This window comes from Paucibacter soli (genome assembly GCF_037482845.1).
Lineage (GTDB): Bacteria > Pseudomonadota > Gammaproteobacteria > Burkholderiales > Burkholderiaceae_C > Paucibacter_B > Paucibacter_B soli.
Map to the genome: position 1 here is coordinate 271,731 of NZ_JBBHJW010000004.1, position 21,999 is coordinate 293,729.

Annotated in this window: 20 protein-coding genes; 10 read left to right on the top strand and 10 right to left on the bottom strand. The window is 69.3% G+C overall.

All coding sequences use genetic code 11. The annotated features are described in order from the left end of the window. Nucleotides 1-106 precede the first annotated feature (106 nt). Both prsT and WG898_RS11090 read right to left on the bottom strand, forming a co-directional pair. A complete protein-coding gene (prsT, locus tag WG898_RS11085; protein ID WP_339602848.1) occupies nucleotides 107-2,905 on the bottom strand; it encodes an XrtA/PEP-CTERM system TPR-repeat protein PrsT in 2,799 nt (932 codons plus the stop codon). A 177-nt stretch (nucleotides 2,906-3,082) separates the two neighbouring features. Further along, nucleotides 3,083-4,060, bottom strand: coding sequence for a hypothetical protein (locus tag WG898_RS11090; RefSeq protein WP_339602849.1), 978 nt, complete (start codon nucleotides 4,058-4,060; stop codon nucleotides 3,083-3,085). 243 nt (nucleotides 4,061-4,303) lie between these two features. Here WG898_RS11090 and WG898_RS11095 point away from each other — a divergent pair, with 243 nt between their 5' ends. The 10 genes from WG898_RS11095 (at nucleotide 4,304) to WG898_RS11140 (ending at nucleotide 14,347) form a co-directional block, all read left to right on the top strand. Further along, nucleotides 4,304-4,516: a hypothetical protein gene (locus WG898_RS11095; RefSeq protein ID WP_339602850.1), complete on the top strand. Its 213-nt coding sequence runs from the start codon at nucleotides 4,304-4,306 to the stop codon at nucleotides 4,514-4,516. Between the two features lies 1 nt (nucleotide 4,517). Next, entirely contained in the window at nucleotides 4,518-4,709 is a 192-nt protein-coding gene (locus WG898_RS11100; protein WP_339602851.1) for an oxidoreductase-like domain-containing protein, read from the top strand. Then, the gene (locus tag WG898_RS11105) at nucleotides 4,706-5,197 is read left to right on the top strand and encodes a PaaI family thioesterase (protein WP_339602852.1); all 492 of its coding nucleotides are present in this window, start codon (nucleotides 4,706-4,708) and stop codon (nucleotides 5,195-5,197) included. The genes WG898_RS11100 and WG898_RS11105 overlap by 4 nt, the downstream gene beginning before the upstream one ends. A gap of 72 nt (nucleotides 5,198-5,269) precedes the next feature. Continuing rightward, entirely contained in the window at nucleotides 5,270-5,899 is a 630-nt protein-coding gene (locus WG898_RS11110) for a TetR/AcrR family transcriptional regulator (RefSeq protein WP_339602853.1), read from the top strand. Beyond that, a complete protein-coding gene (locus WG898_RS11115; protein ID WP_339602854.1) occupies nucleotides 5,896-7,305 on the top strand; it encodes a TolC family protein in 1,410 nt (469 codons plus the stop codon). Before WG898_RS11110 ends, WG898_RS11115 begins: the two co-directional genes overlap by 4 nt. Next, complete coding sequence (locus WG898_RS11120; protein WP_339602855.1) at nucleotides 7,302-8,435, top strand: efflux RND transporter periplasmic adaptor subunit; 1,134 nt, start codon at nucleotides 7,302-7,304, stop codon at nucleotides 8,433-8,435. Before WG898_RS11115 ends, WG898_RS11120 begins: the two co-directional genes overlap by 4 nt. Then, entirely contained in the window at nucleotides 8,432-11,479 is a 3,048-nt protein-coding gene (locus tag WG898_RS11125; protein ID WP_339602856.1) for an efflux RND transporter permease subunit, read from the top strand. The genes WG898_RS11120 and WG898_RS11125 overlap by 4 nt, the downstream gene beginning before the upstream one ends. Then, entirely contained in the window at nucleotides 11,476-11,919 is a 444-nt protein-coding gene (locus WG898_RS11130) for a cytochrome c (protein ID WP_339602857.1), read from the top strand. Before WG898_RS11125 ends, WG898_RS11130 begins: the two co-directional genes overlap by 4 nt. A gap of 231 nt (nucleotides 11,920-12,150) precedes the next feature. After that, nucleotides 12,151-13,032 (top strand): chromate resistance protein ChrB domain-containing protein, encoded by an 882-nt coding sequence (locus tag WG898_RS11135; protein WP_339602858.1) that lies wholly within the window; start codon nucleotides 12,151-12,153, stop codon nucleotides 13,030-13,032. Between the two features lie 130 nt (nucleotides 13,033-13,162). Then, on the top strand, nucleotides 13,163-14,347 hold the full coding sequence (locus tag WG898_RS11140; RefSeq protein ID WP_339602859.1) for a chromate transporter: 1,185 nt from the start codon (nucleotides 13,163-13,165) through the stop codon (nucleotides 14,345-14,347). A 121-nt stretch (nucleotides 14,348-14,468) separates the two neighbouring features. Here the strand turns inward: WG898_RS11140 and lnt are convergent, their stop codons facing one another. The 8 genes from lnt to WG898_RS11180 all read right to left on the bottom strand — a co-directional run bounded on the left by lnt (nucleotide 14,469) and on the right by WG898_RS11180 (nucleotide 21,994). Continuing rightward, nucleotides 14,469-16,952 carry an apolipoprotein N-acyltransferase gene (gene lnt, locus WG898_RS11145; protein WP_339602860.1) on the bottom strand — a complete coding sequence of 828 codons (2,484 nt, stop codon included), beginning with the start codon at nucleotides 16,950-16,952 and terminating at the stop codon, nucleotides 14,469-14,471. Then, complete coding sequence (locus tag WG898_RS11150) at nucleotides 16,949-17,632, bottom strand: hypothetical protein (RefSeq protein WP_339602861.1); 684 nt, start codon at nucleotides 17,630-17,632, stop codon at nucleotides 16,949-16,951. Before WG898_RS11150 ends, lnt begins: the two co-directional genes overlap by 4 nt. Before the next feature lie 9 nt (nucleotides 17,633-17,641). Continuing rightward, nucleotides 17,642-18,715: an SGNH/GDSL hydrolase family protein gene (locus tag WG898_RS11155; RefSeq protein ID WP_339602862.1), complete on the bottom strand. Its 1,074-nt coding sequence runs from the start codon at nucleotides 18,713-18,715 to the stop codon at nucleotides 17,642-17,644. Nucleotides 18,716-18,840: 125 nt separating this feature from the next. Then, entirely contained in the window at nucleotides 18,841-19,281 is a 441-nt protein-coding gene (locus WG898_RS11160) for a CBS domain-containing protein (RefSeq protein ID WP_339602863.1), read from the bottom strand. A gap of 88 nt (nucleotides 19,282-19,369) precedes the next feature. Then, nucleotides 19,370-20,755 (bottom strand): class II fumarate hydratase, encoded by a 1,386-nt coding sequence (gene fumC / locus WG898_RS11165; RefSeq protein ID WP_339602864.1) that lies wholly within the window; start codon nucleotides 20,753-20,755, stop codon nucleotides 19,370-19,372. Nucleotides 20,756-20,808: 53 nt separating this feature from the next. Beyond that, nucleotides 20,809-21,051 (bottom strand): CsbD family protein, encoded by a 243-nt coding sequence (locus WG898_RS11170; RefSeq protein ID WP_339602865.1) that lies wholly within the window; start codon nucleotides 21,049-21,051, stop codon nucleotides 20,809-20,811. A gap of 22 nt (nucleotides 21,052-21,073) precedes the next feature. After that, nucleotides 21,074-21,388 carry a BON domain-containing protein gene (locus WG898_RS11175; RefSeq protein ID WP_339602866.1) on the bottom strand — a complete coding sequence of 105 codons (315 nt, stop codon included), beginning with the start codon at nucleotides 21,386-21,388 and terminating at the stop codon, nucleotides 21,074-21,076. 42 nt (nucleotides 21,389-21,430) lie between these two features. Then, entirely contained in the window at nucleotides 21,431-21,994 is a 564-nt protein-coding gene (locus WG898_RS11180; RefSeq protein WP_339602867.1) for a ferritin-like domain-containing protein, read from the bottom strand. Nucleotides 21,995-21,999 lie beyond the last annotated feature (5 nt).

Genomic DNA, 21,999 nt, shown 5'->3' on the forward strand with positions numbered 1-21,999 from the left:
CTGTTCCTCGGTGTTGGCGCGCATTATGGGCAGCCAGAGGTACAGCGGGTTTCATTCTGCGGACGCTGTGGCCATGCGCGGCGCAGCGTCGGCCTGAGCTCCGAACTCAGGGCAGTTGCTGCCTGAGTTTCCAGACCTCTGCCTGTGCCGGGTAGGACTTGCCGAGCGCCGACAGCCTGTCCAGCTGCGCCCGGGCGAGCGCGAAGTCCTTGGACCTGATGGCCAGGCGAGCCAGGTTGAGGCGCAGATCGGGGGTGTCGGGCGCCTTGGCGACCAGCTTCTTCTGGTTCTGCAGGGCGGCGCCGAGCTGGTTTTCACTCGCCAAGGCCATCGACAGCGTGTCCTGCACGTCGATGCGCGCCGGCTGCAGGGCGATGGCCTGGCGCGCCAATGCCACCGCGCCAGGCTTGGACTGCTCGATCAGCGCCCAGGCCAGGTTGTTCATCGCGTTCACATTGCGAGGATCGATTTTCAGGATGGCGCCGAAATGCTCTTCCGCCACCGCGAACTCCCGGTTCAGCAGGGCCAGCTCGCCCAGATAGCCGATGAAGTAGGGGTCGCGTGGGTGCTTGGCCAACCAGTCGCTGACCAGGCGCTTGGCCTCCTCGCTCTTGCCGCTGGCGCGCAGGGCGGTGTGTATCTGCAGTGTTAGCTCGGAAGACTCCGCCAGTCGCTGGGCATTGCGGAACGCGCCGAGCGCCTGCTCCCACTTCTTTTGCGCGGCGTATACCAGACCCTCCAGGTGAAAGCCGCGGGCATCCTTGGGGAAACGCTCCTGGACCTCGCGTGCCGCGCGCAAGGCCTCGCGCCAATCCTGCTTGGCCGTAGCGATCTCCGTCAGCTTGACGCGCGCCGCGAGCAGCGTGGGTTCCAGCCTGAGCGCATCCTTGAGCGAGCTGATCGCCGCGTCCGGTTCGCCACGCCGGACATAGATGTCGGCCATGCGCAGCAGTGGCTCCGGCGCGCGCGGCAGCGCGGTCACCAGCTGGCGAATGGTTGCCAGCGCTTGCGCGGTCTGCCCTGCCGCGAGCTGGGCGCGACCCAGCGCATCGACCATCTTCAAATCGTAGGGAAAGTCCACCGCCGCGCTTTGCGCCGCGACCATGGCGGGTTCGCCCTCACCCGACCGAATCAGATGATCGATCAGGGCAAGGCGGGCACGCGCTTGCCCCGGGTGCAGTCGCACGGCATTTTCCAGCTGGGCCGTCACGCTCTTGCTCGCGCCGCCGCTGCGGTGCTGGATTTCGGCCAGGGCCAGCAAGGCGTCCAGATTGTTGGGGCTCTGCGCCAGCACGCCTTCGAAGCGCTGCCGCGCCTTGACGGCGTCCTGGGCATCCAGGTCCATTTCGGCCAGTGCAACGGCGGCCGGCACAAAGGCCTTTTCGAGTTGCAGCGCGCGCTCGTAGTGCGCGCGCGCCTCGTCGAGCTTGCCGGCGCCGCGCTTGAGCTGTCCCAGCGTCCATTGCGGCAGGGCGCGCCTGGGCTGCTTGCTCGCAATGCGTTCGGCAACGATGGATGCCTGCTTCACGTTGCCCGCGCGCAGGCGCGCCGACAGCAGGGCCATGTCGGAATAGGTGCTTGGGTCGATCGCCGCGGCCGATTCCAACTCGCCGAAGCCGGCTTCGGCCTCGCCCTTGGCAATCCGGGCCATGGCCAGGGTGGCGCGGTAGCGCGGATTGCCAGGATCGGCGGCGGCGGCGCGCTCAAAGAGCTGGGTGGCCACATGCGTGAGACCCGACTGCAGCGCGGCCTCGGCCGACAGTCCGAGCGCGACGGCATCGCTGCTGTCATAGCGCAACAGCGGCTCGAGGATGAGTTGCGCCTTCGCGGGGGCGCCCAGCCTCAGATATACCTGTGCCGCCAGGTGCCGGGTGCGCGCCAGCCGCGGAGCGATGACCAGGGCATTCGAGAGCGATTCCTCGGCAGAGCGCAACGAGCCTGCCTGCAAGTCCAACTCTGCGGAGAACAGCAGGCTGCGCAGGTCCTTGGGGTGTTCGGACAGGGCGATCTTGATCTGGTCCTGAGCGGCATTCAGATCGCCCCGCGCATGCGCCAGGCGTGCGCTGAGGTATCGGACCGGGAGCGAGCCCGGTGCCAGCTCGGTCAGTTTGGCCAGGCGTGCCTGCGCCGTTGCCAGATCGTTGGCGGCGATGGCCATGCTGACCAGCTTGGAATGGACGGGCAGGTTCCAGGGCTCGACGCTCAGGGCCTTGTCATAGGCGACGGTGGCGGCCTGTGCGTCATTCTTGACCAGCAGCAGGATGTCGGCCTTCAGCTCCCAGAGTTCGGCCGCATCGGGGTGGATGGCCAGGGTTTCCTCGACGATGCGCGTGGCATCGACGACGCGCTTGTCTGCCAGGGCGATCTGGGCCTGCAGGGCGCGTGCGCGTGCCGACTTTGGGTCGTCTTTCAGGGCCGCCGCGGCCATGGCGCGCGCCTTGGCGCTGTCTCCCGTACTGGCGTATGCGGAGGCCAGCGCCGCCTTCAGTTCGGCCGATGCGCCGGCCTGGCTTAGCTGGGTATTGGCATGCGCCGCAATCAGATCCTTAGCACGCCCGAGCTGGTTCCAGACCCGCGCCAGCGGCGGAAGCACCACGTTCGGGTCCATGCCGAGCTCCAGCGCGGTGCTGAGCTCGCGTTCACCTCCGCGCAGGTCGGCCTGCTGGATCAGCAGCAGACCGATGCCGAAGCGCGCGTCAGCCGAGTAGGGGTCTTTTTGCAGCCGGTTCTTGAGCTCGATGAGCTTGGTGTTGAAGCGAAGCTTGTCGGCTGAGACCTTTTCGGCCGGTGCCTTGGCCGGCGCGGGGCTTTTGTCGCAGCCGCTCAGGGCGATGCTGCCGCAGCAAACGGCAAGCAGAAACGCGTTCCACCGCATGCTGCGCGGCGCGGGGGTGAGGCAACTCATTCGAGAGCGCATGTCGCCAGGCCTGGGTTGATGGATGGAACGGCAGACAAGGGGCTGCGCTGCGCCCGCTTTCCTGACCCGGCAAATGATAGCCTCAGCCGTCGCATCGACAGCAGAAGCTGCGGCACAAAAGAAGCAGACCCCGCGCGGCGGGGTCTGTCGAGATGGCTGCCAGGGTCAGGCGGCGCTGACCGGATTCCTGCGCGTGCGGTACTGCCGCCCTAGCACGATCAGCGCCAACATGGCCAGCGAGATCGTGCCCGGTGCGGGCACGCCGGGCGGCGGTGGGGGCGGGTTGATGACGGTGCCGGACTTGGCGCTGAAGGACCATTCCTCGAAGCCGGCGTCGGCGGTGGTCAGCGCCGTATTCGCCTTCGCGCCCTGATCCAGTCCAAACCGCGACCACAGCACCAGGTACTGCTCGCCTTGGCTGACGCGCTGATCGATGATCTTGCGGTCCACCAGCATCAGCATGTCGGCCACGCCGCTGCCAGGTCCACCGGAGGTCGTTGCATCGAGCAACACGGAGCGGTCCACGGTGCCGTTGCCGTTGTTGGCGGCCGCATCCATATCCCACAGCTTGGTGCCGACGATGCCGCCGACACCGTCGACGATATCGCCCTTGTTGGTCAAGGCCTCGCCGCTCTGGCTGGGGAGCGACGTCGAGTAGAGCTTCAAGCCGTCCAGCGAGAGCAGGGACGCCTTGTCGCTGCCGGGCTCGTTGATATCCAGCTTGAACTGGTAGTTGAGCCCATCCGCGGTCAACTGGAGCGAACTGATCAGCACATCGTGCGTCCAGTTCACCGGCGACATATTGTCGAGAACCTTGCGGGTGGTCTGGTTGTTGCCGCTGCCTGTGGTGATGGTGGCGCTGGTGTTGTAGCCCTGTTCTTCACCCAGATTGCCCTTCACATCCAGCCTCAGGAAGGGGTTGAAGACGCCGGTTCCGGCCGGTTGGGTGGTGTCGCGCTGGAAGGTGACGGTGCCGAAGCTGTTGGTGATCGTCCCCGTGGTGGACCAAGCGGTGCCGTTGTAGTCGGCATTGGTCAGGTTGATCGTCGGCAGGGCCAGCGCGACGGCTGGTGCGAGTGTCAACATGACCGCAAGCCCGAACGGGACTGCTGCGTGCGTCTTGGCGTTCGTGATGAACATCATCGATGCTCCCAAAGTGAACTCTTGGGCATGGAGCCCGGCGATCCAGGCCTTGACAAATCAACGCCGTATGGACCTTCTGGCCGATACGTATGCAGGAATCGCGCCAGCGCTTGCAAGTGTTTGCCTGGCAACATATTTCCGAACTTTGCCGAGGCGCGATGCGGGCCAGTGTAAGGATTTCCGACAGTGGTTTGGCGGTTCCGCGCGCCGAGCGGAGGTGCTCGTGGCGCTAAAGTCCGTGCCATGACCGCCAAGACCGCATCCGAAATCCGCGCCCAGCTCACCCCGGCCGAGGTTGCCGACCTCTGGTTCATCCCGCAGGTGTTCGGCGGCCGCGTCGTCAGCGAGGCCATGCAGCAGCGCTTCCAGGAGCTGGGCCTGGCCACAGCGCCGCTGGCCGACGGCCGGCGCGGCATCACCGAGATGGGCTCGCGGGTGCAGCGCGGCGCGCCCTGACATGAGCGACGCCGCACCCGACCCCATGCCCACGCCACCGCCGCAGCCGGACCTCGAGGCCTGCTGCGGCAATGGCTGCGAGCCCTGTATCTTCGAACTGCATGAGCTGGCGATGGACGCCTACCGCCAGGCCTTGCGGGCCTGGCGCGCACGCCATCCCGACACCCACCAGAACGCCGGAGCAAACCCATGAGTGAGAGAAAAAGCGCTTTTCAGGACAACTACCCCGACAACGTCGCGCATTGCTACGGCTGCGGGCGGCTCAACGGCCATGGCCACCAGATCAAGACGCATTGGGATGGCGAGGAGAGCGTCACCCGCTACCAGCCCGAGCCCTTCCACACCGCGGTGCCGGGTTACGTCTATGGTGGCCTGATCGCCTCGCTGATCGACTGTCACAGCACAGGCACGGCGGCTGCCGCCATGTACCGGGCCGAAGGGCGCGAGATGGACACGCTGCCGGCCTTCCGTTTCGTCACCGGCTCGCTGCATGTGGACTACCTCAAGCCCACGTCGATCGCCGGCCCGCTGGAGATACGCGGCCGCGTCAAGGCCATCCAGGGCCGCAAGGTGATCGTCGAGTCCTGGGTGCTGGCCGAGGGCGTGGTGACGGCGCGCGGCGAGGTCACGGCGGTGCAGATGCCTGAGAGCTTCTTCCAGGCGATGGGTCCAGCCGCATAGCCCTTCGACTTGCAGGGTTTGCGGAGTCGCTGGCAAGATAGTAATCAATTACTTGCCAGACGGACTTCCAACATGCCTCCCAAGCCCGCTGCCGGCGGCAGCATCCTCCCTGCCGAGGAGCGCCGCGAACTGACGGTCGAGACCGTGATCGAACTGGCGGCCGAACAGAACCCGAACGACATCACCACCGCCGCCATCGCCGCGCGCATGGGCGTGACGCAGGGCGCCTTGTTCCGCCACTTCAGCAGCAAGGACGCCATCCTGCAGGCCGTGGTCGGCTGGGTCAGCGAGCGGCTGCTGGCGCGGGTGGACGAGGCCCTGGCCGCCGCGCACGGCCCGGCTGCGGCGCTGGAGGCGGTGTTCATGGTGCATATCGCCTTTGTGTCCAAGCACCCGGGTGCCCCCAGGTTGTTGTTCGGCGAGCTGCAGCGCCAGGGCGACAGCACGGCCAGGCGCATGGTGCAGACGCTGATGCAGGGCTACCGGGCGCGGCTGATGCGGGTGCTGGCCGATGGGCAGCTGAGGGGCGCGTTCGACCCGGATCTCGACCAGGAAGCCGCCGCCACGCTGTTCATCGGCTGCATCCAGGGCCTGGTGATGCAATCGCTGATGTCCGGCCGGGTGGCGGATCTGCGCAAGCAGGCCCAGCGGGTATTCCCGCTCTACCTGCGCGGGCTCTTGAACCCGGCGGGTCCGGCATGAGAGCGGCCCGGCGCGCCTGGCGGCTGCTGGTGCTGGCGAGCGTCCTCAGCCTCGGCGCCTGTGCAGACATGGCGGCGCCGCACACAAGCAGCCTGCCTGCCATGGCGACGCAATGGCAAGAGCAGTCAGATGAGCAGCCGGCCGCCGAGCCAAGCGCCGGGCCGCCTGCCGGCGACTGGTGGGCCGCGCTGCACGATGCGGTGCTGGAGCGGCTGCTCGCGACGGCGCGCTTCGGCAGCGTCGAGCAGGCGATGGCCTCGCTGGCCGAGGCGCGGGCGCAGCTGGGCACGCAGCAGGCACAGGGCCAGCCGCAGCTGCAGGCGCTTGCGGCCGCACAGCGCGGGCTGGAGCAGAACGGCGTGCCGCAACTGGTCAGCCGCGCCGGCCCCAGCCTGCAGCTGGGCTGGGAGATCGACCTCTGGGGCCGCCAGGCCCAGGCGCAGGCCGCGGCGCAGCAGCGCGTGCAGCAGCGCCAGGCCGAGCTGGCGCTGGCGCGCCTGCTGGCACAAACCGAGCTGGCCACACTGCTTGAGCGCGAGCGCCATTGCCGCGCGGCTGCCGAGCTGCAGCGCGCCGATGCCGAGGGATGGCAGCGCAGCGCGGCGATGGACCAGCAGCGCCTGCAGCTGGGCGCCATTGCCGAACAGCAATGGCAGCGCGCCCGCGCCGCCGCCGCCGATGCGCTGGCCTTGTGGCGGCAGACGCAGGCGCAGTGCCGCGTCTGGCGCCAGGGCCTGCGCGCGCTCAGCGGCCTGGACGGCCCCGACCTGCACGCGCTGCTCGACGCCGACACCGCGGCGCGTGCCGCTGCGCCGACCCTGCCGCTGGCCCTGCCAGCGACCTTGCTGCTGCAGCACCCGCAGCTGCGCGCCGCCATGGCCGCTGCCGATGCCGCACAGCATGAGCTCGCGTCCAGCCGGGCCGCGCGCCTGCCCAGCCTGAGCCTGGCCGGCCTGCTCAGCCACCAATGGTTGCGCGTGCTGGGGCAGGGCAGCGAACAGCAGCCCTGGAGCCTGGGCGCCCAGCTCAAGCTGCCCCTGCTGGACGGCGGCGCGGACCAGGCACGCGTGGCCGGCGCCCAGGCGAGACTGCAGCGCGCCAACGCCACGCTGGAGCAGACGCTGCGCCAGACCGTGCGCGAGGTCGAAAGCGCGCTGGCGCAGCAGGCCGCGGCCGGCCAGCGGCTGGCCTTGATGCAGGAGCGCGATGCCGCCGCGGCGCGCAGCTGGGCCGCCAGCGAGGGCGCCGCTCGCGCCGGCCGCCTCAGCGCCCTGGCGCTGGAAGAGGCGGCCCGCCAGCGCCGCGCGGCCAGCCAGGCTCTGCTGGCCGCACAACGAGACCAGCGCCTGGCCTGGACCGACCTGGTCAAGGCCGCCGCTCAGCCCCTAGCCAATACGACGCCATGACTTACCTTTCAACTTTGCAAGGGCCGCTGCGCGCTGCCGCCGTGGCCCTGCTGAGCGCCGGTCTGGCTGCCCTGGTGCAGGGCAGCGCCGCGGCCGCCCCGGCAGCGGCAGGGACGCCGGTGACGCCCGTGACGGCGACCATCGTGCAGCAGCAGCAATCCTGGCCCGACCAGATCCAGGCGCAGGGCGTGATCGCGGCCTGGCAGGAGGCCGTGGTGGCCAGCCCTTCGTCGGGCCTGGCCCTGCTGGCCTTGCATGCCGCCGTGGGTGAGCGGGTGCGCCGCGGCGCGCTGCTGGCGCGCTTCGACGACCGTGCCCTGAGGGCCGAACTGCAGCGCGCCGAGGCCGAACTGGCCCGTGCCACCGCGACCCGGCAGCAGGCCGACGCCGAGGCCGCGCGCGCCCAGGCCCTGCACGCCGGCGGCTCGGTCAGCGAGCAGGAACTGCAGGCGCTGCAGACGCAGCTGGCGCTGGCGCGCGCCCAGCAGCAGGCCGCCGCTGCGGGCGTGCAGGCGCTGCGCATCAGGCTGGACGACACCCGCGTGCTGGCGCCCGACGACGGCCTGATCACGGCCCGCGCGGCCTTGCTGGGCCAGGTGCCGGCCGCCGGCACCGAGCTGTTCCGCCTGATCCGCCAGCATCGACTGGAGTGGCGCGCCGAGCTCAATCCCGAACAACTGGCGCGCGTGCGACCCGGCATGGCGGTGCGCCTGCAACTGCCCGACGGGCAGCAGGCGCAGGGCAAGGTCAGGCAGTTGGCCGGCGCATTGGAGGCCAGCAATCGCCTGGCCCTGGTCTATGTGGATCTGCAGCCCGGCAGCAGCGCCAAGGCTTCGATGCTGGCCGCCGGGCAGTTCGAGCTGCCAGGCCGACCCGCGCTGGTGTTGCCCGCCGAGGCGCTGCTGCTGCGCGACGGCCGCGCGCTGGTGTTCGTGCTGGAGGGCGAGAGCGCCCACGCAAGGCCGGTGCAGACCGGCCGCCGGCAGGGCGGCGAGGTGGAGATCGTCGCGGGCCTGCGCGCGGGTGAGCGCGTGGTGCTGCAAGGTGCCGGCTTCCTGCGCGACGGCGAGCGCGTGCGCGCGCTCGCGGCCAAGCCGGCCGCCGAGCCCACCGCGAAAGGGCAGCCATGAATCTCGCCACCTGGTCGATACGCAACCCGATCCCATCCATCCTGCTGTTCGCGCTGCTGACGCTGGCCGGCATGGCCGGCTTTCAGCGCCTGGGCGTGCAGGACCTGCCCGACCTGGATCTGCCGACCATCAAGCTGGAACTGCGCCAGCCCGGTGCCGCGCCCGCGCAGCTCGAAACCGAGGTCGCGCGCAAGGTCGAGAACAGCCTGGCCACGCTGCGCGGCCTGCGCCATCTGCGCACCCAGATCAACGACGGCCGGGTGCTGATCACCGCCAGCTTTGCGCTGGAGCGCAATCTCAACGAGGCGCTCACCGATACCAAGGATGCGGTGGACAGCATCCGCTCCGATCTTCCCGCCGAGCTGGAGGCGCCGCGCGTCAGCAAGGTGACCATAGGCCCGGGCGGCGCGATGCTGAGCTATGCGATTGCGAGCTCGCAGCGCTCGGAAGAGGCCCTGTCCTGGTGGGTGGACGACCGCCTGGCCAAGGCCATCCAGTCCGTGCCCGGCGTGGCGGACTTCACCCGCCTGGGCGGTGTGCGCCGCGAGGTGAGGGTGGTGCTGGATCGGCTGCGCCTGGCGGGCCAGGGCACCAGCGCTGCCGAGGTGTCGCGCGCCCTGGCGCGCATGGAGCGCGACGCTTCGGGCGGCCGTGGTCAGCTGGGTGGTGCCGAGCAGGGCGTGCGCACGCTCGCGGCCGCTGCCAGCGCCGACGACCTGCGCGCCATGCCCCTGGTGCTGTCGGATGGGCGCCGGTTGCGCCTGGATCAGGTGGCCAGCGTCAGCGATGACGTGGCCGAGCCAACGCAGAGCGCGCGCCTGGACGGCCGCCCCGCCCTGGGCTTCCAGGTCTGGCGCACCAAGGGCTTTGACGAAACGCGCGTGGCCGCCGGCATCAGCGCCGTGCTGGCCGAGCTGCAAGGCCAGTATCCGGACATCACCATGCTGCGCGTGAACAGCACGGTCGAGCACACCGAGGAGCAGTACCAGGGCTCGATGCACATGTTGTTCGAAGGGGCGGTGCTGGCGGTGCTGGTGATCTGGCTGTTCCTGCGCGACTGGCGCGCCACCGTGATCGGCGCCACCGCGCTGCCGCTGTCCATCATTCCGGCCTTCGCCTATATGCACTGGGCCGGCTACACGCTCAACACCATCACCCTGCTCGCGCTCGCCGTGGTGGTGGGCATTCTGGTGGACGACGCCATCGTCGAGGTGGAGAACATCGCCCGCCATATGCAGACCGGCAAGCCGGCGCGCCAGGCCACCGAGGACGCCGTCAACGAGATCGCGCTGGCGGTCGCGGCCACCACCGCCACCCTGGTGGTGGTGTTTCTGCCCACCGCCTTCATGGGCGGCGTGCCGGGCCTGGTGTTCACCCAGTTCGGCTGGACCATTGTGGTGGCGGTGAGCCTGTCCTTCGGCGTGGCGCGCGTGATCACGCCGATGATGGCGGTGTGGCTGGTCAAGCCCGGCCAGGGCCACGCGCCGGCCGACGGGCCGCTGATGCGCGGCTATCTGCGCGTGGCCGCCTGGTGCCTGGCGCACCGCGGCCGCACGCTGGCGGCGGGCCTGGGCTTTTTTGCGCTCTCGCTGGCCTTGCTGCCCCTGCTGCCCACCGGCTTCATCCCGCCGGCCGATCGCGGCAGCACCACCATCAGCATGGAACTGCCGCCCGGCGCCAGCCTGGCACAGACGATGGAACGCGCCGAAGCCGCGCGCGCCGCGATCGCCGATGTACCGGGCGTGCGCCGGGTGTTTGCCTACGCGGGCGGCGGCGTCGAAGCGGGCGAGGTGCGCCGCGCCAGCCTGATCGTGGTGCTGGCGGAACGCAGCGAGCGTGCCGCGCAACGCCAGGTGGAGGCGCAGCTGCGCGCGCGCCTGGCCGAGGTGCCGGGCGCCCGCTTCACCTTCAGCAGTGGCAGCTCGGGCGAGAAGATGGAGCTGGTGCTGTCGAGCACCGACACGCGTGCGCTGCTGGCCACCGCCGCTGCGCTGGAGCAGGCGCTGCGCGAGCTGCCGCAGCTGCACAACGTCAGCTCCAGCGGCGGCAGCGAACGCCAGGATGTGGTGGTGCGCCCCGATCTGGAACGCGCCGCCGAGCGCGGCGTCAGCAGCGCCGTGATCGCCGACACGCTGCGCGTGGCGCTCGCCGGTGACCGCAGCGCCGCGCTGGCCAAGCTCAATCTGGAAGACCGCCAACTCGACATCCGCGTGCAGATGGAGCCGGCGCTGCGCAAGGATCTGGCCGCGCTGGCCGCGCTGCCGGTGCCGGCGCGTGGCGGCAGCGTGCCGCTGGGCAGCATCGCCAGCGTCGGCCTGGAGAGCGGCCCTTCGCAGATCGACCGCTTCGACCGCGAGCGCCAGGTCACGCTGACCGCCGATCTGGCCGGTGCCGCCCTGGGCGACGCATTGAAAGCGGCCCAGGCCCTGCCGGCCCTGACCGCGCGGCCGGCGCAGGTGCGGCTGCTGGCCTCGGGCGACGCCGAGAACCAGGCCGAGCTGTTCAATGGCATGCGCGGCGCCATGCTGGCCGGCCTGCTGTGCGTCTATGCGGTGCTGGTCCTGCTGTTCAAGGACTGGTTCCAGCCGCTGACGATTCTCTCGGCCGTGCCGCTCTCGGTGGGCGGTGCCTTTGCGGCGCTGCTGCTGACGCGCGGCCAGCTCAATCTGCCCTCGCTGATCGGCCTGGTGATGTTGATGGGCATCGTGACCAAGAACTCCATCCTGGTGGTGGACTTCGCGATCGAGGCCGAGCGGCGCGGACTGACGCGCCTGAATGCCTTGCTCGATGCCTGCCACAAACGCGCCCAGCCCATCACCATGACCTCGGTGGCCATGGCCGCCGGCCTGAGCCCGCTGGCGCTGGGCTTCGGCGCCGATGCCAGCTTCCGCCAGCCGATGGCCGTCACCGTGATCGGCGGCCTGTTCAGCTCCACCGCCATGAGTCTGCTGATGGTGCCGGTGGTCTATAGCTATGTGGCCGATCTGCAGGCCTGGCTGCAGCGCCGGCGCAAGCTGCCCATCAGCCCCTCGACATCCCTATGAAAACAGCCACTTTCCTTCTTGTTGCCGCGCTGGCGCTGTTGAGCGCCGGCCATTGTCACGCTGCCGAGGCCGCCGGCAGCGCGACGCCGGGGCTGCGCCTCATCATGCAGGAGCTGGGCCGCCAGATGCAGCTGGGTGCCGACGCCATCGCGCGCGAGGACTGGGCCGCCATCGCCGCGCTCGCACCCAAGCTGGCCGAACACGCGGCGCCGCCCGTGACCGAGAAGCTGCGCATACTCGGCGCGCTTGGCGGCCAGGCCGGCCAGTTTCGCGAGCTCGATCAGCAGGTCCACCATGCCGCGCAGGCGATGGGCGCGGCCGCGCAGAGCAAGGACGGCCAGGCCGTGATTGCGGCCTATGCCAGGGTGCAGACCGCCTGCCTGGCTTGCCATCAGGGCTTTCGCCAGCCGCTCAAGGATGCACTGGAGTCGAAGCGTTAGCAGGCTGAAGATGGATGTGCGAACCGGACCACATGCGGGGCGCGCCTGCGACCGCGCCGTTCGCAAGCGCATGAGCGCGAGCGATACCGCCGCGGCCGCCAGAACTTGTTGGCCTGAGCGGACTGCCGCAGCCATTGAATTTGTTGACATTGCACCATTGGTATTAATATCAACAAAATGAAATGGTTGCTACTGATCCTATCGCTTCCTACGGAGAACGCCACCGCGCGCATGCGCTGCTGGCGCGCGCTGAAGTCCTGCGGTGCGGCCGTGCTGCGCGACGGGGTCTACCTGTTGCCCAAGCAGGCCGAGAACGCGGCCACGCTCAAGGCCATTGCCGAGGACCTGCGCAACAACGCCGGCACGGCGCACCTGCTGCCCACCGAGAGCGAGGAGGATGACTTCAAGCAGCTGTTCGACCGCAGCGCCGAGTTCGGCGAGCTGTTCAAGCAGATTGCCGCGTGCCGGGCTGGACTCACCGAAGACAGCGCGCTCGAGGTGCTCAAGCAATGCCGCAAGCTTCGCAAGAACCTGGAGCAGTTGCTTGCCATCGACTTCTTTCCGGGCGAGGCGCAGCGACAAACGGATGCGGCGCTGCAAGCGCTTGAACTCGACGCCAGCCGCGTTCTTTCACCCAACGAGCCCCATGCCATGCAGCAGGGCATTGCGCGCCTGCGCATCGAGGATTACCGCGGCCGCACTTGGGCAACGCGCAGCCGCCCCTGGGTGGACCGCCTCGCCAGCGCCTGGCTGATCCGCCGCTTCATCGATCCCGACGCCAGATTTCTCTGGCTCAAGTCGCCGGCCGATTGCCCCAAGAAGGCGGTGGGTTTCGATTTCGATGGTGCCACCTTCAGTCATGTGGGCATGCGCGTGACCTTCGAGACCCTGCTGGCCAGCTTCGGGCTGGAAACCGCGCCGCTGCTGCGCCTGGGCCTGCTGGTGCACAGCCTGGACGTCGGCGGCGTGCAGCCGATGGAAGCCGCGGGTGTGGAGCGCGTGCTCGCGGGCATGCGCGAAGCCATCACCGATGACGACCAATTGCTGCTCGTGGCAGCCGGTGTCTTTGAGGGCCTGCTGACCGCGTTTCAACATGCGGCGGACAAGCCATGATGCTGGCCTTCCAGCCGCGCGAGGGCAGCTCGGTCAAGCGGTGGGCCGCCGATCACAGGCATGCGCTCGCCGGCGGCATCAACGCCTGGGCGGCAGCGTGCAGGCCCCTGCGAGCCAAGGAGGGCCGAGCATGAGCGAGCAGCAACAGGCGAGGGCGGAGCCGGCGCCGCGCTACACGCTGTGGCAACTGCTTGCCTATATGCTGGGCCTGGGTACTTGGGGCTTCGGCGGGCCGGTGGCCCTGGTGGGCTTCATGTACCGCGACCTGGTCGAACGCAGGCAGTGGATTGCCGAGGCCGACTACAAGGAGGGCATGGCCCTGGCCCAGCTGATGCCGGGGCCGCTGGCTGCGCAACTGGCCATCTATCTTGGTTACGTGCACTTCCGCGTGCCTGGGGCCACGCTGGCAGGGCTGGCTTTCGTGCTGCCCTCGTTCTTCATGGTGCTTGGCCTGGGGGCGGTGTACGTCGCCTACGGCGGCATCGGCTGGATGCAGGCGGTGTTCTACGGCGTTGGCGCGGCCGTCATCGGCATCATCGCGATGAGCGCCTACAAGCTGACCACCAAGAACATCGGCAGGGACAAGCTGCTGTGGGCGATCTACCTGACCAGCGCCGCCGTCACGGTGCTCACCAAGTCGGAGGTCGTCTGGCTGTTCCTGGCTGCCGGTCTGCTGGTCTGGATGGTGCGCGTGCCACCGAAATTCGGCGGCCGACTCAACGGCATCGCCGCTTCCGCCCCGATCGCCGGCGCGGCCCTGCTCAGCACCGTGCACTGGCCCCAACTGCTCGAGCTCGGCGCCTTCTTCGCCTATGCCGGCAGCTTCGTGTTCGGCAGCGGCCTGGCCATCGTGCCCTTTCTCTACGGCGGCGTAGTTCAGCAGCACCATTGGCTCAATGACCGTCAGTTCGTCGATGCCGTGGCGGTGGCCATGATCACGCCAGGCCCGGTGGTCATCACCACTGGCTTCATCGGTTATCTGGTCGCCGGTTTCTGGGGGGCGATCTTGGCCGCGCTGGGAACTTTTGTGCCCTGTTATCTGTTCACGATCGTGCCGGCGCCGTATTTCAAGAAGCATGGCAAGCGGCCCGGCATCGCCGCCTTCGTCAATGGGGTGACGGCGGCGGCCATCGGGGCCATCACGGGCGCCGTCATCGTGATCGGCCAGCGCTCGATCAGCGACTGGCTCACTGCCGCGCTGGCCCTGGCAACGGTTGCCGTGTTGTGGCGATTCAAGCAGATGCCGGAACCTCTCATCGTGCTGATTGCCGCGCTGATCGGCCTGTTCGTGCATCCCCTGATGCGGGCAGCCTGAAGGCTTTGCCGCAGCGGCCCGCGTGAAGCAGGCAAATTCGGCGCCTTGCCCGGCGTCGCAGCGCGGAGCAGCTGGTGTCCCAGTACGTGGTGTAGGCGCCTGCCGCGGCGCGCGCCGCTGTTCACTGTGCCAGCAGGCGCAGCAGCAACCAGGCCGGCAGGCCCAGGTAGAGCGCCGCCAGGGCCAGGCGCTCCAGCCAGCGCCGCACGCCGCCGGCCGCCTCCGGGCGCAGCAGCAGGGCGGCCAGCGTGCCGGCCTCGACGACGGTGCGCAGCAGCGCGGCGCACAGCAGCACGCCGATCGCCCAGGCGGCCCACCAGAGCGCGAAACCCTTGAGGAAGAGCAGTGCCCCGTAGGCCTGCAGCTCGCCGAAGCTGCTGCCATAGGCGATCTGCTGGTGCAGGCGGAAGGCCGGAATCGCCAGCGCCAGCGGCAGCAGCAGGAACTTCGCCCATGGTTGCTGCAGGCGGACGCGCCGGCTGGAAGTTAGGCAAAGTTGTGCGTAGCGCGCCGAAAACGACATGGAGGGCGGGGGTGGCAGCCGCAGCAGGCGGGCCAGGGCCAGCGGGTCGGCCAGCGCCAGGCCATAGGGCCAGCGCTGGCCGTCGGCCAGGCGCAGCCAGGCGCCCGGGCCGGGCAGGGGCAGGCGCCAGGGTTCGATGCCGGCGATGTCCCGCAGCGGCAGGGCCAGGCGCTGGCGATCCCGCGCCAGCACCAGCATGCCGGCCTCAAGGCTGGCGCGCGCCCTGAAGGCGCGCAGCACGCACCAGGCCGCCAGCTCCGGCGCGAGGAACAGCGTCGCCACGCTGCGGATCTGCGCCAGGGTGTTGGCCTGCAGCGGGCCGTCGCCCAGCGCGATCGCCGCCAGCAGCCACAGCAGGCTGGCGCGCGCAAAGCCGCGCAGCAGGCCGGCGACGAGGCGGGCGGCGGGGGGTAGGGCCGACACGTTTGTCAGGGTGGCGGCATCGCTGGCGGCGGGGTCCGGCTGTGCTTCGCCGGGTCGCCACCAGCGGCGCAGGGCAGCGCCCATCGCCAGCATGGCCAGGGCGGCGAGGGCCGCGCGCCCCACCCAGTCGCCCCAGGCCAGCATCAGGGTGGGATGGCCGCCGGGCTCGCGCAGCGGCAGCTCGCCCAGCACCAGCACGCGTTCGCCCAGGCGCGCGCCGGCGACGATGCTGCCGCCCGCATCGATGATGGCGCTGAAGCCATTGCTGGTGACGCGGAACTGCGGCAGGCGCGTCTCGATGCTGCGAAACGCCGCCACCGCCTGATGCAGGGCGGCGCCCTGCGGCAGGGCAGCGCTGAACCAGGCGTCGTTGGACATCGTCAGGATGGCCTGGGCGCCCAGGCGCGCGCCCTCGATGGCGAGCGCGGTATCGACCGCATCCAGGCAGATCAAGGCCAGCACCGGGATCTCGCGGCCATCGGCCAGGCGCAGCGGGAACACGCGCGCGCCGCTGCCCGGCCGCCAGCCGCCCGCCCAGGGCAGCCAGCGCCGCAGGGTGGGGCCGTCCAGCCAGGCCGGCACATATTCGGTGAGCGGGAAGGGTCGGGTCTTGCGGTACAGGCCCAGCAGGCCGGTGCCGGGCGCCACGAAGGCGGCGGCGTTGTACTCTGCGCCGCCATCACCCTCAGCATCACGGTCATAGGTGCCGAACACAAAGGGCACGCCGGCGGCGTTCATGAATTCCAGTATCTCGGCGTCGAATGCGGCGCCGGCCGCGCTCTTGGGGTGGCCGAAGGTGGTGGGGTAGACCGTCTCCGACCACAGCACCGCATCGGCGTGCTGGCGCTCGACGGCATCAAAGGACATGGCGAAATGCGTGTCCAGCACCTCGCGCACCACTGCGGCCGCGCCGCGCACGCGACGCATGCCCTCGTAGTCGGTGATATTGGCCTGCACCAGGCCCATGCGCAGCGGCTTGCCGGCCGCCGGCAGGGCCGCCAGCGCCGACAGCGCATAAGCGCCGTAGCCGGCCAGCAGCAGCGGCACGAGGGCCGCCAGCGCGAGTGGCCGGGCCAGCGCACGCAGGCCATGCGCACGCCGCGCCAACACTTCGGCCAGGGCTTCGTTGCTGAGCAGCAGCAGCAGCGTCAGGCCCGCAGCGCCGCCGACATCGGCGGCCTGGCGCAGCAGCCGCGCGGGGTAGAGCCCATAGCCCAGCGTATCGCCCAGCAAGCGGGGCAGCAGCCACTCGGCGCCGACCCAGGCCGCGCTGCCCATCAGCGCCCCGGCCAGCGCGCCGCGACGGCGGCCCAGCCAGCGCAGCAGTGCGAAGGCGAAGAACTGCGGTTGGAACAGCGGTGCCAGCAGCAGGAGCAGCAGCAGGCCGGTGCCGGCACCCAGCTGCGTGTAGGCGCCGATGGCGCTGCCGAACCAGGCAAACACCGCCAGCGTGTAGAGCACCGATATGGCCCAGGCGCTCAGCAGCGTGTCCCGCAGCGAGGTCACCTCGCTGAGTCGGTGCAGCCAGGGCACGAGGGCCACGAAGCCGAGCGACCAGGCGGCGCCGCCGCGCGCGTACAGGCCACACAGCAGCGCGCTGGCAAGTGGGCCGAACCAGCGGCTGGTGGCCAGCCTGTGCAGCAGTTCGCCGATGTTCAACCCCCGGATCGCTCGAGCGGCGCCGGCACCACGATGCGCCGCAGCGGCAGGCCTGGGGGCGCGAGCTCGGGCGGCACCACGCGGTCCGCCGGCAGCGCGATCGGCTGGCGCGCCGCGTCGAGCAGCTGCAGATCGGGCGCGAACATCAGCACGGCCTCGATGCGCTGGCCATCATCGGTGGCCTGGTAATGCCGCACATAGCCGGGCGGCAGCGGGAAGTCCTCCGGCACCGCCAGGCCCAGCAGGGGCGGGCGCGTGCCCGGCGGCGAGAAGGCACCGAGGCCGGTGGTGACGCCGGCCTGGTGCAGGCGCGCGATCACCTCGGCCATGCCGGGGCGCTCGCCCTCGTTGACATAGTCGGCCAGGTCGGGCGTCTGGTCGCCGGCCGGGTCGCGCTGGCGCGGGATGCGTGGCGGCGACGCCGGCAAAGCGCCGTGCTGGGCCAGCGGCGTGGCGGGCAAGGCGGCGCTACTCACCGCCACCGGCCTTGCCGGCAGCGCCAGCGAGGCGCTGCGGGTGTCCGCCAGCGTGACCGGTGCTTCGGCCTTGTCGGGCGCCTCTTCTCCCATCCACCACCAGGCGCTCGCCGCCAGCACCAAGCCCAGGGCGATCACCAGCGGGCCCAGCGAGGGCCGCCAGCCGCCGGCTTGATGATGATGAGGATGGTGGCGGCCTTGCATGGCCCGCCCTCAGGGCGCCGCGGGGTTGGTGGTGGAAATCGCCCAGCCCATGCGCTCGTGGCCGTATTGGTTCCAGATCGGATTCTTGCCGCCGCTGATCGAGGGATAGCGCGGCGCGCCCGCGCCGGAGGTGCCGCCGAACAGGCCGGCGTTGACGGTGCCACCGGTGTAGGTGGGATGGGTGTTGTCGGACTGGATGTAGTCGTAGCTGCTGCTGGCCGAGACGAAATGCGTGTTGGCATCGCGCAGGGTGGCGCGCAGCGTGTTGCTGATGCGGTTCACATAGCTGGCCTCGCTCTCGCCGGCCACATAGCGCAGCGCATCCGAATCGACCAGGCCATCGCCATTGGCGTCGTAGTCGGCGCCCATGTACTGGGCGAAGTTGTCCGCGCACTTGAAGCCCTTGAGCCGCGCGTACTCGCACATCCAGTAGTTCATGGCGGCGAGCTTGGGCAGGAACAGGCTCTGCAAATTCACCGTCGCGCCGCTGCTGGCGTCCTTGCAGCTGCTCTGCACATTGTCGGCGGCATAGCCCGGGTAGTGCAGGTTGGAGATGATCTTGAGCTTGGTGCCGGCATAGGCATTGGCATTGATGAAGTCCATCGCCGCCGCCACATAGGTCTTGCAGCTGGCGACGGCGTTGTCCATGCCGGCGTAGTTGCACGTGCCGGTCTGGCTCTTGAAGGCCGAGCGTGCCTGCAGGCCGTCGTTACCGCACATCTCGAACGTTACCACCCGGGTCGAGGCGGCCTGCATATAGGACTTCTCGGCCACGATCTTGTTGTTGTAGACATCGGCCGCCACCGCGCCGGACTTGGCACGCCGCACGCTCTCGATGTCGGCATTCCACAGCGCCGAGAGGTATTCGGCATCCACCGTCGGAGCCGCGTACTTGGCGGCGTTGAGGGTCGAGCCGTTGTAGCCCGCGTAGATCGAGTCGCCATAGGCCACCAGGCGGTACTTGGTGGCGGTGCCGGCCCGGTCTATGGTCCAGGAGACGTTCTGGGTCAGCGTGTTGGCCGTAGCCGCGGCGCCCACGCCCAGCAGCGTGAGGGCGGTCATGAGCATGCGCAAGGTCCTCATCGGGGTCTCCTTGAAGCCTGGAAGGGCCAGACTAGCAGCCCGGCTGCGCCACCGGTTGCGGGTAATCCCTGCGCTGCGGTGCAGCAGAAGTTGACCCCTTCGGCCGCGGCCCGGCGCCCAAGCGCTTAGTCGCGCCGCCCGACGATGTAATGTTCCAGCTGCTCGATGATGAACTGCTGGTCGGCAATGGTGGCCTTGACCAGGTCGCCGATCGAGACCAGGCCCAGCAGCTGCTCGCCGTCCATCACCGGCAGGTGGCGCAAGCGGTGCTCGGTCATCAGCGCCATGCATTCCTCGGCGCTGCGCTCGGGAGGCACCACCATCACCGGGCTGGACATGATGTCGCGCAACAGCGTGTCCCTGGACGACCGGTCCATCAGCACGATCTTGCGCGCGTAATCGCGCTCCGTGACGATGCCCACCACCTTGCCGTTTTCCATCACCAGCAGCGCGCCGATGTTCTTGTCGGCCATCATGCTCACCGCCTCATACACCGAGGCCGTGGGCGCTATCGTGTACACGGTCGCAGCGGGCTTGGAACGGAGTACTTGTGCAGCGCTTGTCATATGGCGATCCTCCATGGCTGTCGACGCGCCCCTATTCAAACCGATCTGGGCCATTTGCGCATCACCCATCTGAGGCAGCAAGACGCGGCTACACCATCCGCTCGGGCCGCACCCAGGCGTCGAACTGCCCGGCCGTCAGCAGGCCCGAGGCCAGCGCCGCGTCGCGCAGGCTCAGGTTCCGGTCATGGGCGGCCTTGGCGATGGCGGCGGCCTGGTCGTAGCCGATGTGGGGAGCGAGCGCCGTCACCAGCATCAGCGAGCGCTCCAGCAGCTCGCCGATGCGCGCGCGGTCGGCGCTGATGCCGCGCGCGCAATGGGTGTCGAAACTGACCATGCCGTCGGCCAGCAGGCGCAGGCTTTGCAGGAAGTTGTGGGCGATCAGGGGTTTGTAGACGTTCAGCTCGAAATTGCCCGAGGCCGCGCCCATGCTCAGCGCCACATCGTTGCCCAGCACCTGGCAACAAATCATGGTGAGCGCCTCGCATTGGGTCGGGTTGACCTTGCCCGGCATGATGGAGCTGCCGGGCTCGTTCGCCGGGATGCGCAGCTCGCCCAGGCCGCAGCGCGGCCCCGAGGCCAGCCAGCGCACATCGTTGGCGATCTTCATCAAGGCGGTGGCCAAAGTCTTGAGCGCGCCATGCGCCATCACCAGGGCCTCGTGGCCGGCCAGCGCGGCATAGCGGTTGGCGGCGCAGCGCAGCGGCAGGCCGGTGGCGGCGGCCAGGCGTGCCGCCACGCGCCGGCCGAACTCGGCATGGGTGTTGAGGCCGGTGCCCACCGCGGTGCCGCCGATCGCCAGCTCATGCACGGCGTCCTGGCTGGCGCGGATGGCGCGCTCGGCGAGCTCCAGCTGCGCCACCCAGCCCGACATCTCCTGGCCCAGGGTGAGCGGCGTGGCGTCCTGCAAATGGGTGCGGCCGATCTTGATCAGGTCGGCATAGTCGGAGGCCTTGGTGGCGAGCGTGTCGCGCAGGGCGCGCAAGCTGGGCAGCAGGCTGGCCTGCAGCTCGATGGCCGCGGCCACATGCATGGCACTGGGGAAGACGTCGTTGGACGACTGGCCCAGGTTCACATGGTCGTTGGGATGCACATGGCGCTGCATGCCGCGCCCGCCGCCCAGCAGCTCGGAGGCGCGATTCGCCAGCACCTCGTTCATGTTCATATTCGTCTGCGTGCCCGAGCCGGTCTGCCAGACCGAGAGCGGGAAGGCGTCGGCATGCTCGCCGGCCAGCACCTCGCCGGCCGCCTGCGCGATCGCGGCCGCCAGCGTGGCGTCCAGCAGGCCCAGCTCGGCGTTGACCCGTGCGGCCTCGGCCTTGATGCGGGCCAGCGCCAGCAGCAAGGCAGCGGGGATGCGCTCGCTGGAGATGTGGAAGTGCAGCAGCGAGCGCTGCGTCTGCGCGCCCCACAGCGCGCTGGCAGGCACGGCGATCGCGCCGAAGCTGTCGGTCTCAATCCGGGCGGAGGGCTGCATGGCAGGTCCTTGTCAGGGCCGGTCAAAGGCCCACCCGCCCAGTGTAGGCAGGCTCAGTGCTTCTTGGGCGCGTCGTCCTTGTCGCCGAACCAGGCATCGGTGGCGCTGCGCTGCCAGGCCGAGAGCTGCTTCTCGGCTTCTTCCTTGGCCACGCCGTAGCGTTCCTGGATCTTGCCGGCGAGCTGGTCGCGCCGACCAGCGACGACGTCGAGGTCATCGTCGGTCAGCTTGCCCCATTGTTCCTTGACGCGGCCGGTGGTCTGCTTCCAGTTGCCTTCTATGCGATCCCAATTCATGGTGCTTCCTTGTGTTGAATGCTTACGGACGGATGGCAATTTCGTTCTTCACGTTCTTCACGCCGGCGATCTTCCAGGTGATGCCCTCGGCGGTGGTCTTTTCCTTCACGCTCTTGGCAAAGCCTGAGAGCATGACGGTTCCATTGAGCGTCTCCACGCTGATGGCCGAGGCGTCGACGTCCTTGTTGTCGATGAAGCGGCCCTTCACGGCGGTGGTGATGGCGGTGTCGTCCATATAGGCCCCGACGGTCTCCTGGCCTCGCGTGACGGCGCAGCCGCTGGCGAACAAGAGGACGAGGGCGCTGAGCGCGGCGGTAGTGAGGTGGCGGATGGTCATGGTTGGTTCCAGTGGTTTGAGATGGGTGATTGAGATGCGGCCTCAGTCGGCCAGCCAGTCCTTGAGCTCTTCGGCATGCTCTTGTTCGTCGCTCAGGATGTCTTCGAGCAGGCGGCGGGTGGTCGAGTCCTTTTCGCCGATCAGGCTGATCAGCTGGCTGTAGGCCTCGATCGCGACGCGCTCTGCAATCAGGTTGGCGCGGATCATGGCTTTCAGATCCATGGCGTCGTCGTAGCTGGCATGGCTGCGCATGCTCAGGGTATCGGGCGCGAAATCCGGCGCGCCGCCGAGCTGCACGATGCGCTGGGCCAGTCGGTCGGCATGACCAAGCTCGGCCGCGGCGTGCAGCGCAAACTCCTCCGCGATCTTGGCCGAGGCCAGGCCCTGGGCGGTGTAGTGGTGGCGCTTGTAGCGCAGCACGCAGACCAGCTCGGTGGCCAGCGCATCGTTCAGCAGCTTGACGATGTCGCCACGCCAGGGACCGTAGTGCGGTGTCATCGCGCCCAGCTCGAGGCTGTGGCGCGCTTCGGCCAGGGCTGCTTCGTCCAGGGCCATGGGCTCCTGCGGCGTGAGCGAGCGCTGGCGGGCATGTGTGGTGCTGTGCATCGAAG